Source organism: Paenibacillus sp. SER-28 (assembly GCF_052906305.1).
The window spans coordinates 1,066,791-1,079,682 of the sequence record NZ_JBRECM010000001.1 but is presented as its reverse complement, the minus strand read 5'-3'; the positions used below and the strand labels follow the sequence as shown (position 1 = coordinate 1,079,682).

The following is a 12,892-nucleotide window of genomic DNA, read 5'->3' as shown; positions in this document are numbered from 1 at the left end:
GACAACCAAGCTAAGGTTCATCGTTGTTTACACAACATAAGTCAGTATAACACAGCGCCTGTCTTATGTAAATAAATTAGCCTAACAGCTTTTTAGCCGTTTGTGCGTCATTGCCAATTTGGCTGATCAGCTCATCCACCGAAGAGAATTTGCGTTCAGGGCGGATATAGTGGTGAAGCTCCACAAGCACAGACTCTCCATAAATTTGCTGATTAAAATCAAATAAATGTACCTCAAACGACGGATTCAGCACACCTTCATGAAAAGTAGGCTTAACCCCTACATTCATTACACCGTTTATCCAACGATCGCCTACAAGCGCCCGTACAGCGTACACACCCTTAATCGGAATCACGTAAGTGTCATCCAGTTTGAGATTAGCGGTCGGAAAACCGATCGTACGTCCGCGCTTCTCTCCATCCATTACAGTACCCTGGATACGATAAGGACGTCCCAACCAGCGAGAGGCATGTGCTAGATCCCCGGTCTGTAAAGCACGGCGAATGCCAGAGCTGCTCACCTTGTCCCCATCCAGTTCGAACGGTGGTACGGTGTGCACCGACATCAGCTCTCCTCCCAGCTTCCGAAGTGTATCCTCATGCCCGGCTCCCCGGTGGCCAAACCGAAAATCAAAGCCTACTACCGCTGTTCGAATGTGCAATGGAAGCAGCACGTCGCTCATAAACGCCTCAGGGCTGACCTTGGAAAATTCTTCGTTAAAACTCAAAATATAAAGTACGTCCACACCCATATCAGCCAGAATAGTCTGCTTGTCCGCAAGCGGTGTTAAATAACCTTCATAATCGCCTTTTTTCATGACTTCCTTCGGGTGAGGATGAAATGTCATGACAGATACCGGCACCTGCTGTTCACGAGCCAGCGCAACGGCCTTACGTATCACGCTTGCGTGTCCCAGATGAAGACCATCAAACTGACCGATCGCCGTGACCTGTGGACGTCCCCATTGCTGCAAAAGCTCATCACTCAATGGATAAGATAACGATACGGTAATCATTATTAATTCACCTGCATTTCACATCATTTGACTAACTTCGTCAAAATTATAGCACAATTCAAGGTAAAAAAACTTTAATGGGAGCGATCGCGTCTGATTCATCCCGACCATATATGCCTAAAAACGTTTTATCCTCTTTATACAAACGGAAGGGCTGATTGTCCGTCACAGGTGGTGAAATCATATTCAGCGACAGGCGTTGGCCTTGCAGAGCCGCAGTTACCTTGGCTTCAGCCACTATATGCTCAGGCATATAGTCAATCGCCTGATCCGTTGTAATAAGTCGCTCTCCAAGACTGCCATCCGCAACGAAACGCTCTATTTCTTCGAAAGTCAGACAATGTTCCGCAGGAATTCCCGCAGACATGGTTCGCTCCAGCTTAACCATCGTTGAAGGATATCCTAATTCACGACCAATATCAACACATAGTGTACGGATATAAGTACCTTTGGAGCATAAGGCACGAAAAGAAATATCCACATACGCCCCCGTCTCCGCGAATCCCGTCATTTCCAACTCGTAAATACTCACTTCACGACTTTTGCGCTCCACGGTTTTGCCTTCTCGAGCCAGTTCATATAGACGTTTGCCGTCCACTTTTAGCGCGGAGTACATTGGAGGTACTTGGGAGATCGTACCAACAAAACGCTTCAGAACCGCTTTGACTTCCACTTCCGTCACCTCTACGGGACGTTCACTCTCTTCCGTGATTTTCCCAGTCAGGTCTTCGGTATCCGTGGCAATTCCTAATCGCAGTGTAGCCCGATATTCCTTGGGCCGCTCCTGCATGTATTCCACCACACGGGTAGCACGTCCCAGACACAAGGGCAAAACACCGGTTACCTGCGGATCAAGCGTTCCAGTGTGTCCGATTCTCTTCATACCTAATAAACGGCGAGCCTTGGCCACCACATCATGAGAGGTAAATCCAGCAGGTTTATAGACAGGTAGAATGCCTTCCCAAGTTGCCTGTTCCTTTTTTATTGGGTTCATAGCTCAGATTTCACCCGCCCTACAACTGTCTCAATGATATCTCCCAGCTTACCCTCTAGCCGGCAGCCAGCTGCACGTACATGTCCACCGCCCCCAAATGATTGAGCCAGCGCAGCTACATCAACATTCCCTGCCGATCTCAAGCTGGCCTTGACCGCTTGATCATTAATAACCTTAAAGAAAATGCCTACTTCAACTCCACGAATATTTCTTGGATAATTCACGATGCCTTCCAAGTCCTCATTTACAGCACCACAATCCGTCATGTCGTCAGGGGTTACTACGACCCAAGCGACTTTCCCATCCTCCGACATCGTGAGCGTTTGCAATGCTTTTGTTAACACCTTCATTTGTGGAAAGGTCATTTCCTCGAGCAATTTCTCGGATAAAGATGGACCATCTACACCGTAAGCAAGTAGCTGTGACACAGTAGACATCACTTTCGGTGAAGTGTTGGAGTAACGGAAACCTCCTGTATCCGTTAGCAACCCTGTATATAAAGCCGTTGCTATTTCGACATCCCAGGTTACTGCAAACTCTTTCAGTAGATCAAAAAGAATTTCTGCTGTTGCCGCAGCATCCGGCTTAATCACATTAACTGTACCGTAAGCATCATTCGTTGGATGATGATCAATATTCAGGATAATGGCATCTTCCGAAAAAAACTGCTCTGTCAAACCAACACGACGGTAATCCGCACAATCTACACAAATGATCCGGTTGTATTTCCGTTCTGGCGGTTGCTGGCTCATATCCATAATCTCATCGGCATGCCATAAAAAATCCATACGTTTGGGAATAGGCCCCTCATTCAGCATGGTAAATTTCTTCCCCAGACATGAGAGAAGCCAGCCCACCGTTACGGTGGAGCTGACTGCGTCTCCGTCCGGCTGTACATGCGATACGATCAGGTAATCATCATGCTCCAGAATAAATTCCTTCGCTTGTTGAAGCGCCTGTTCATAGGTATGCATTGCCTTCTCCTTTACATTCAGTTCATGGTTCCTTCAGACAAACTAAAAGTTTTATTTTTCATCCTTGTCGATATCACTCAGCAGTTTTTCAATTCGACTGCCGTAAGCAATAGATTCGTCAATTTTGAAAATCAACTCAGGAATATGGCGCAGCCGTATCCGTTTGCCGAGTTCAGAACGAAGATAACCGTTCGCTTTGTCCAATGCTTTCAGGGAAGAATTTTTTTGTTCTTCATCCCCGAGCACGCTCAAGTATATTTTCGCTTGGGACAAATCATTTGTAAGATCGACACCCGTTACGGTGATAAAACCGATGCGGGGGTCTTTTAATTCAGTTTGAATGAGTTGGCTTAGCTCCTTCTTGATCTGCTCGCCAACCCGACCTGTACGTATTTTAGCCATGGATGCTCACCTCTCTGCCGTTAGCGCTCCACTGTTTCCATGACGAACGCTTCAATAATGTCGAGTTCCTTAACATCATTATAGCCATCAAGGGTAATACCGCATTCGTAACCTTGGGCAACTTCTTTTGCGTCGTCCTTAAAGCGTTTCAGTGAGTCGATTTTACCTTCAAAAATGACGATGCCATCACGAATCAGGCGTGCTTCTGCTGAACGGGTAATTTTACCGGATGTCACCATACAACCAGCGATCGTACCGACTTTAGTAACTTTGAATACGTTACGTACTTCAGCATGCCCAATCACATTTTCTTTATATTCAGGATCCAGCATGCCCTTCATGGCTTGCTCTATTTCTTCAATGACATTGTAAATGACACGGTGTAGACGAATGTCCACTTTTTCAGCTTCCGCTGTAGATTTCGCCTGGTTATCCGGACGAACATTAAAACCAATGACAATAGCATTGGAAGCTGCGGCCAAAATAATATCGGATTCGGTGATTGCTCCTGCACCACTGTGAAGAATTTTAACGCGCACACCTTCGACTTCAATCTTGTTCAAGGAACCTTTCAACGCCTCGACGGAACCTTGTACATCACCTTTAATAATGACGTTCAGATCCTTCATTTCGCCATCCTTGATGTGTTGGAACAGATCATCCAGTGTTACGCGGGTATTACTGCCCAGATCAGATTGGCGTTGCGTGATCGCACGTCTGTCAGCAATAGCACGAGCTTTGCGCTCATCCTCAAACACCATGAATGGATCGCCAGCAAGTGGAACTTCTGTCAAACCAGTAATTTCAACTGGAGTGGAAGGACCCGCTTCCTTAAGACGACGACCTTTATCGTTGACCATAGCACGCACACGTCCGAAGCAGTTACCCGCTACGAAAGCATCGCCGACTTTCAGTGTACCGTTCTGAACGAGGATACGGGCTACAGAACCGCGGCCTTTATCCAGTTCTGCCTCGATGATGGTACCACGTGCCCGTTTGTTCGGGTTCGCTTTGTACTCATTCACTTCAGCTACGAGCAGAATCATTTCAAGCAGGTCTTCCAGACCCATTCTTTGTTTCGCGGAAACGTTGACGAAAATCGTATCGCCGCCCCACTCTTCAGGTACCAATTCATATTCAGTGAGTTCTTGCTTCACTTTATCCGGGTTGGCATCCGGTTTGTCGATCTTGTTGACAGCTACGATAATTGGCAGACCTGCTGCCTTCGCATGGTTAATAGCTTCGACCGTCTGTGGCATAACACCGTCGTCAGCTGCAACCACGATAATCGTCATATCTGTCACTTGAGCACCACGTGCACGCATAGCGGTAAAGGCTTCGTGACCCGGTGTATCCAGGAAAGTGATTTTTTTGCTATTAATTTCAACTTGGTATGCACCAATATGCTGTGTAATACCGCCAGCTTCGCCACCGGTTACATTAGTCGAGCGAATGGCATCCAGCAAAGTTGTTTTACCATGGTCGACGTGACCCATAATCGTTACAACTGGTGGACGTGTTCTCAGATCCGCAGGATCATCATTTTCTTCCACGGTTTCAAAACGATCTTCTTCGACCGGAATTTTCACTTCTACCTCGACGCCAAAGTCTCCGGCAAGCAAGAGGATGGTATCCATATCCAGTTCCTGGTTAATGGTCGCCATCGTTCCGAGCATAATCAGCTTTTTGATGACTTCTGACGCATCCTTATGAAGAAGCTTGGCTGTTTCGCCTACGGTCATCTCACCACGCACAATAATTTTCTTAGGCGTGTTGTCGATTTTCTCGCGACGTTCCTGTTGTTGACCTTTACCACGATTGTTAAATTTCCCGCCACGATTACTGCCACCGCGATTATTGCCTCCGCGACCACCGTTACCACCGCGTCCGCCGCCTTGACGGTTATCGTCAAAACGTCCTTGACCGGAACGGTTACCACCGTTGTTGGAATTACTGCCTGTACGGTTGCCACCACTACGGTTCGCATTGTTGCTACCTGTGGAGGATGATGTTCTTACAGCCGTACCACCCTGACTACTTCCCTGAGGGCGTGAGTTAGTGCTTTGGTTACCTTGAGGACGCGAACCTGTGTTGCCACTAGGACGCTGTTGTCCTCCCTGTTGTTGACCATTACTGCGGTTTTGTGTACTTTGCTGACCAGTGGGTCTGCTAGTACTTTGTTGACTGCGGTTTTGACCGCCCTGCTGACTGCTTTGCGCTTTTGGAGCGCTGCTTCGGTTACTGTTTTGGTTGTTGTTTGTCCTATTCATACTTACCTGCTTTTCCTGTTGATTTTTGGTTTGCTCAGTTGAATGATTACTATTCTGGCTTGAACCGGCCTGATTCGAGCTTACTTGCGCCGTACCTGCTTCGCCTTGCTTGGCCGCAGCATTGGATTTAATATTCTTAAAAAAACTTTCCACTTTACCTACGGCATCATGTTCCATGACGCTCATATGGTTGTTCACGGGAATATCCAGCCGTTTAAGAATGGTGATAATTTCTTTGCTGCTCATGTTCAACGATTTGGCGTATTCGTATACCCGCACTTTGTCTTTGCTTTCTTGTTTACTCAATATACTCCACCTCCGACATTATCCCCGCATGTTTCTTGATCAATTTCGCGAATCCTTGATCCGTCACAGCCAGCACAACCCGTTCAGGTTTGCCGATACTGCTTCCCAAGCTTTCCCGGTCAAATCCTATCAATAAGGGGATTTTGTACGTCCCGCATTTGTCGCGGAATTTCTTTTGAGTATTCATTGAAGCATCTTTCGCAAGAATGACCAGCTTGGCTTCTGAAGACCTGATCGCTTTAAAAACGATCTCATCACCTGTTAGCAGCTTGCCAGCTCTCATGGCAAGACCCAATCCAGACAGCGCCTTATTCATCCTGCACGCTGCCTTGTGCCGCCAGGAATTCTTCCTCGACGGCAGCAAAATCACGACTTAGCTGCTCATAAATATCAGGATGAACCGAGTGCTTCAATGCTCGATCCAGTGCCTTGCTCTTTTGAGCCAGCTTGAAGCAGGCGGCTTTGCCGCACAAGTAAGCGCCGCGTCCCGACTTTTTGCCAGTCAAGTCAATCAACACTTCGTCTTCAGGGGTTTTGACGACACGGATCAACTGCTTCTTTGGCATCATTTCATGACAGGCCACACATTTGCGCAAAGGTATCTTTCTCTGTTTCATGCATTAACCCCCCTACACTCCGCTTAATCTACAGAAACGGAATCCTGATGCATTTCATCGGTGGATGTTCTCGGTCTGCCGAGTTCTTCCTCCGCCTGTGTTTCACTCTTAATATCAATTTTCCAGCCCGTAAGCTTAGCAGCAAGACGAGCATTTTGCCCTTTGATACCAATAGCAAGAGAAAGCTGATAATCAGGCACAATAACACGCGCCATTTTCTCTTCTTCAAATACTTGCACTTCGAGCACCTTGGATGGGCTCAGCGCATTAGCCACGTATTCATCAACATTATCGGAATAACGTACAATGTCGATTTTTTCGCCACGCAGCTCATTTACAATAGTCTGTACACGTGTTCCTCTAGGACCCACACAAGAGCCAACTGGGTCAACCTCGGCGTTACGGGAATGAACCGCGATTTTAGAACGGAAGCCTGCTTCACGCGCTACGGAACGAATCTCTACAACACCATCAAAAATTTCAGGCACTTCGAGTTCGAACAAACGCTTAAGCAGACCCGGATGTGATCGGGACAGCATAATTTGCGGTCCTTTGGTTGTGTTTTCTACTTTGGTAATATAAGCCTTGATTCGATCCAGATGGCTAAATTTCTCATTAGGCATCAATTCACCTAACGGGAGAACCGCTTCCACCTTACCAAGATCAATATAAATGTTACGCGGGTCTTGACGCTGTACAGTTCCTGTTACAATATCTTCTTCCTTGTCCACAAACTTGTTGTAGATCAGTCCCCGTTCCGCTTCGCGGATACGCTGGGTCACGACTTGCTTCGCAGTTTGTGCAGCAATCCGTCCAAAATCACGTGGTGTGACTTCGATTTCAGCGATATCTTCCAACTGAAAATGCGGGTTAATCTCACGGGCCGCAGGTAACGAAATCTCGGTGCGAGGATCCAATACCTCCTCAACGATCAGCTTGCGGGCATATACCTTAATGACTCCCGAGTTGCGGTTCATATCAACACGCACGTTTTGTGCGGTGTTGAAATTCCGTTTGTAACTGGAAATCAAGGCTGCTTCAATGGCCTCAAACAGCACATCCTTGCTGATCCCCTTTTCTCTTTCCAACTCGTTCATTGCTTCAATAAAATCCATACTCATGGATTACTGCTCCCCCTTTCAAATGATGCACCTGCGTACTGGTCGGCACACGAGGCAAAAAAACATGTAGTACATGTCAAACAGCAACAGTCAAATCTGAATTAAAATATGATCGCGAGCCTTGCACCAGCTACCTTGTCATAAGGTATGGCATGCTTCTTTTGTCCGCTTTGAACGGTAAGTTCCCCGTCTTCAAAAGAAAGCAAACGACCTTCGAATTCCTTCAGGCCGTTGATCGGCTCGTATGTAGTAACGAATACGTTTTTGCCTACCGCTTTAGTAACGTCCTCCGCTTTTTTCAGCGGTCTTTCGGCGCCTGGTGAAGACACTTCCAGAAAATATGCTGTAGAAACAGGGTCATTTTCATCCAACTTTTGACCCAGATATTCACTGATCATACTGCAGTCGTCCAGATCAATTCCTCCGTCTTTGTCCACAAAAACGCGAAGAAACCAATTGCTGCCCTCTTTGACATACTCGACATCGACCAGTTCAAAACCATGCTCATCGAGGAAAGGTTGGGCCATTTCTTCTACTACTGATTTGATCTTTGGTGTGCTCAAAGATTATAACCTCCAAAAGTGAACTTTCCTGTGGTGAAAAAAAGACGCCCTAGTACCATGGACAATGCTTCTCCATCACCGGCTTTTTCATTTTCATTTGATGTAATGTTCATTTCGGGCTCACTGCAAATAAACCGGCGTACCGGTTTCGTGCCCAAAAATAACCTTTTCACGTTGTAACTGTATATCAAACAGTAAAGAGTGGGTTTCCCCACTCTTTTAGCAACGGTTTTATCTCCATGATTACCAAAAAAATTATAACATAACCATAGTTATGTGACAAGTGCCAGAGCTTGACTACTGTGGTTCGGATTAAAACAGAGACAGCTGATTACTCTCTGGCAGACCTCGAAAGCAACCCATCTGTGACAGCATTTCGACAATGGTTTTACTTGCTTTCGATTTTTGTTGAAAATCCTCGACAGACAAAAATTCACCATGTTCACGGGAGGCTGCGATGTTACGTGCTGCATTGTCTCCAATTCCCTGAAGAGCTCCGAATGGCGGAATGAGTGAATCTCCATCCACCTTGAAGCGTGTAGCTTCAGAACGGTACAAATCAATCGATTTAAAACTAAACCCGCGAGCTGTCATTTCCAGAGCCATTTCCAGGATCGGAAGCATCCCTTTTTCTTTGGGCGGTGCCTGAAAGCCGAGTTGCTCGATTTCGACAATCTTCCGTGCGATTGCATCATATCCCTGACAGCACAGCTCAATATCAAAATCGGCTGCACGTACTGAAAAGTAAGTCGCATAATATTCAATCGGATGATACAGCTTAAAGTACGCTGTGCGCACTGCTGAAATAACGTAGGCTGCAGCATGCGCCTTCGGAAACATGTACTGGATTTTCAGACAGGAATCAATGTACCACTGTGGCACCTTGCATTTTTTCATTTCCTCAATCCATTCAGCACTAAGCCCCTTACCTTTACGTACGCTCTCCGTAATTTTAAAGGCCAGACCTGCGTCCATCCCTGCCTTGTAAATCAAAAATAGCATAATGTCATCACGGCAACCAATTACAGTCTTGATGTTACAGGTATTATTCTTAATCAGTTCCTGTGCGTTCCCCAACCATACGCCCGTGCCGTGAGACAGTCCGGATATTTGCAGTAAGTCAGCAAAAGAACTTGGCTGCGACTCTACTAGCATTTGGCGTACAAACTTCGTCCCCATTTCTGGTACACCATAGGTAGCTACAGGTGTGCGGATTTGCTGGGGTGTTACACCGAGCGCCTCCGTGGAGTTGAACATGCTCATCACCTTTGGATCATTCATTGGAATGGTCGTAGGATCGACACCAGTCAAATCCTGAAGCATCCTCATCATGGTCGGATCATCATGACCCAGAATATCGAGTTTGAGTAGATTCGCATCAAAAGCGTGATAATCAAAATGCGTTGTTTTCCATTCCGAGCTTGTATCATCGGCGGGGTACTGTACCGGCGTAATATCCTCGACCTCAATATAATCGGGAACAACAACAATTCCGCCTGGATGTTGCCCGGTACTGCGTTTGACCCCTGTGCAGCCCGAAGCCAGCCTGTTCAGCTCAGCCCCACGCCATTTTTTATGATGCGCCTCTTCATATTTCTTTGCAAAGCCAAAGGCTGTTTTCTCGGCAACTGTACCGATGGTTCCAGCACGGAATACACTTTTCTCACCAAACAGTACTTTCGTATAGTTATGTGCGACAGGTTGATATTCGCCAGAGAAGTTCAAGTCAATATCGGGAACTTTATCTCCCTTAAACCCAAGAAACGTTTCAAACGGAATATCCTGTCCCTCACCCTTCAGTTTGCCACCGCATTTGGGACAGTTTTTGTCCGGCAAGTCAAATCCGCTCGGCACACTACCGTCCAAAATCCATTCGCTATGTCTGCATTCAGGATTACCGCAAATATAATGTGCAGGCAGTGGATTAACCTCGGAAATACCGAGAAAGGTAGCGACTACAGAAGATCCAACAGAACCCCGTGAACCTACCAGATATCCATCCTTATTAGACTTTTTAACCAAACGCTCGGAAATGAGATAGTTGGCAGAGAAACCGTATTTAATAATCGGCTCTAGTTCTTTTTCAAGACGGGCTACAACCACTTCGGGCAATTCCTCACCATAGATGGATTTAGCTGTCTCGTAGCAAGTGTTGCGGATTTCCTCGTCCGCCCCATCGAGCAAAGGTGTGAACAGCTTGTCAGGGAACAGCTCCAGCTCCTCAAATCGATCCGCCAACTCACTGGTATTCTTCACAACGACTTCATAGGCTTTCTCCTCGCCCAAAAACTCGAATTCTGCCAGCATTTCGTCTGTGGTGCGTAAATGCGCATCTGGCTTACGAATATCTTTTAGCGGGCTAAATCCCGTAATGCCGTGTATCGTAATATCACGGTACAACTTATCGCGAGTTTCCAAATAGTGAACATTGCCTGTGGCAATTACGGGCTTATCAAGTCGCCGTCCAATTTCGCATACTTTACGTATTGCCGTTTTCAGAGCATCTGGCCCGCTTACCAGTTGTTTTTCTACTAAATGCATATACATCGTCAAAGGTTGAATCTCCAACACATCATAAAACTGTGCAATTTCCTCAGCCTCTTCCTCGGACTTGTTCAACACAGCCTCAAAGAACTCTCCTTTTTCGCAACCAGAAATAATAAGCAATCCATCTCTCATTTCTGACAATTTGGATTTAGGAATACAGGGCACACGCTTAAAATATTCGGTATGAGACATCGAAACCAGCTTGTACAGATTTTTTTTACCAATCGGATTGAGGGCATAAATACAGCAGTGAAAAGGACGAACGGTCGATAAATCCTTACCCACATAATCATTCAGACGATCGAGCATTTTTAAACCCTTAATTTGTTCCGCATCATTCAGCAAGCCATTCAGCACTTCAGTCAGTGCGACTGTATCGTCAATGGCTCGGTGATGACTTTCTAGCGCCACTTTATATTTGGTCGTCAGCGTATTCAGACGGTGGTTTTTCATTGTTGGAAACAGTAAACGAGCCAGTTCTAGCGTATCCAGTACCGGATTGGTCATTTCAGGCAAACCCATATTTCGAAGGGTCGCCTGGATAAAGCCGACATCAAATCGCGCATTATGGGCAACCAATACAGCATCGCCAGCAAAAGCTACAAACTCCTTCATAACAGGTTCTACATCCGGCGCGTCCTTGACCATTTCATCGTTAATGTTGGTCAGTTGCTGGATATTGTATGGTATGCGCTCATGCGGATTAACAAAGGTAGCATAACGATCAACTTCTTTGCCATCATGCATTTTCACAGCCGCAATCTCAATGATTTTATTCTGTGTAACCGATAAACCGGTGGTTTCAATATCAAAAACGACATAAGTCGCTGTTTTCAAATTTAATGGCTGTGCCTGCATTACAACCTCAACAGCATCATTAACCACATTAGCCTCAACACCGTAGATCATTTTAATGCCGTTTTTCTTTGCAGCCTTAGCAGCATCAGGGTAGCACTGCACACCGCCATGATCAGTGACCGCAATCGCCTTGTGCCCCCATTTGGCAGCTGTTTTGACGTATTGATCAATCGAGGCAACAGCATCCATAGCACTCATCTTTGTGTGGAGATGGAACTCAACCCGTTTTTCCTCTGCATTATCCTTACGTGTGGGTGGAGCCTGTACTTCAACTAGATCGGAAGGAATCATAACCAGCTCGGGAATTTGCATAAAACGATCATATTCAACTCGCCCCCGCACTTTAACCCATTTCCCGTTAGCCAACAAACTGAGGATCTTCAGATCTTCTTTAGTTTTAGCAAACATTTTCATTTGCAGGGAATCACTAAAGTCGGTCAAATAATACGTAAACAACGTACTGCCATTGCGCAATTCTTTACTATCCAAACCGAAGATTGTTCCTTGTAAGGTGACTTTTTTCTCTTCGTCCTGAATATCTTGCATCGGAACAGCTGGTTCTTTGATGTCATAACCAAATTGAAGCCGTACGTCTCCTTCTTCTTCATCCAAAGGCGGCATTTCGGATTCCATACTTTCCATCATCTGCTGAATAACTTCGCGTTCTTCCTGCATCTTCTTTTCTTGGAATTGCTGTAATGCCTCCTGGTTACTTTCACCCACTTGGACTTTAATGCGCATAGAGAGTCCAAAATATTTATCGTAAAATTTGATGATAGCTTGATCTATCTGTTTTTTACGCGCCAGTTCTAATGACATACTGTCGCTCATCGTCAGCAATAATAGACCGTCTTCCCACTCGTGCACAGCCCGATTCATCCAACCGTTAACAGATGGGATCTCACGATGCACCCACTCTAGAAAAAGTTTCCAGTATTCACTGATGATATCACCAGGCTGAATCTGCTCACTATACTGAAAACGGAACGTAATTTTTGCGATGTGACTCATTTTTTCCTGTACTTGAATACAGAACGTACGATACACCTGAGCGGGGACCAGTGTCTCCTTGGCAATGGTGATATTCCAATCCTTATTGGTACGGCTAATCTCCACTTGATCAATCCAACCGTCCAAAAAATAAGGTTCAACCACTCCAGCCGGCATCCCAACTTGCTTCATCAGCAGTTCCAGCCGCTTTCTCTTTTCTTCAGCTCCGCCCATG

10 protein-coding genes are annotated in these 12,892 nt (G+C 46.0%); all 10 read right to left on the bottom strand.

What is annotated here, in order from left to right:
* Nucleotides 1–76 precede the first annotated feature (76 nt).
* Complete coding sequence (locus tag ACUYLD_RS05175; protein WP_446674534.1) at nt 77–1,015, bottom strand: bifunctional riboflavin kinase/FAD synthetase; 939 nt, start codon at nt 1,013–1,015, stop codon at nt 77–79.
* 58 nt (nt 1,016–1,073) lie between these two features.
* The gene (truB, locus tag ACUYLD_RS05170) at nt 1,074–2,009 is read right to left on the bottom strand and encodes a tRNA pseudouridine(55) synthase TruB (RefSeq protein ID WP_446674533.1); all 936 of its coding nucleotides are present in this window, start codon (nt 2,007–2,009) and stop codon (nt 1,074–1,076) included.
* Nucleotides 2,006–2,983: a DHH family phosphoesterase gene (locus tag ACUYLD_RS05165; protein ID WP_061829438.1), complete on the bottom strand. Its 978-nt coding sequence runs from the start codon at nt 2,981–2,983 to the stop codon at nt 2,006–2,008. The genes truB and ACUYLD_RS05165 overlap by 4 nt, the downstream gene beginning before the upstream one ends.
* 51 nt (nt 2,984–3,034) lie before the next feature.
* Nucleotides 3,035–3,385 carry a 30S ribosome-binding factor RbfA gene (rbfA, locus tag ACUYLD_RS05160; protein WP_010346342.1) on the bottom strand — a complete coding sequence of 117 codons (351 nt, stop codon included), beginning with the start codon at nt 3,383–3,385 and terminating at the stop codon, nt 3,035–3,037.
* 20 nt (nt 3,386–3,405) lie between these two features.
* On the bottom strand, nt 3,406–5,961 hold the full coding sequence (gene infB / locus ACUYLD_RS05155; protein WP_446674532.1) for a translation initiation factor IF-2: 2,556 nt from the start codon (nt 5,959–5,961) through the stop codon (nt 3,406–3,408).
* Complete coding sequence (locus tag ACUYLD_RS05150; RefSeq protein WP_025720915.1) at nt 5,954–6,277, bottom strand: L7Ae/L30e/S12e/Gadd45 family ribosomal protein; 324 nt, start codon at nt 6,275–6,277, stop codon at nt 5,954–5,956. The genes infB and ACUYLD_RS05150 overlap by 8 nt, the downstream gene beginning before the upstream one ends.
* On the bottom strand, nt 6,270–6,578 hold the full coding sequence (rnpM, locus tag ACUYLD_RS05145; protein ID WP_007430067.1) for an RNase P modulator RnpM: 309 nt from the start codon (nt 6,576–6,578) through the stop codon (nt 6,270–6,272). Before rnpM ends, ACUYLD_RS05150 begins: the two co-directional genes overlap by 8 nt.
* Before the next feature lie 23 nt (nt 6,579–6,601).
* Complete coding sequence (nusA, locus tag ACUYLD_RS05140; RefSeq protein ID WP_013309927.1) at nt 6,602–7,699, bottom strand: transcription termination factor NusA; 1,098 nt, start codon at nt 7,697–7,699, stop codon at nt 6,602–6,604.
* A gap of 101 nt (nt 7,700–7,800) precedes the next feature.
* Nucleotides 7,801–8,262: a ribosome maturation factor RimP gene (gene rimP / locus ACUYLD_RS05135; protein WP_061829440.1), complete on the bottom strand. Its 462-nt coding sequence runs from the start codon at nt 8,260–8,262 to the stop codon at nt 7,801–7,803.
* Nucleotides 8,263–8,574: 312 nt separating this feature from the next.
* Nucleotides 8,575–12,891 (bottom strand): PolC-type DNA polymerase III, encoded by a 4,317-nt coding sequence (locus tag ACUYLD_RS05130; RefSeq protein ID WP_250268108.1) that lies wholly within the window; start codon nt 12,889–12,891, stop codon nt 8,575–8,577.
* Between the last annotated feature and the right edge of the window lies 1 nt (nt 12,892).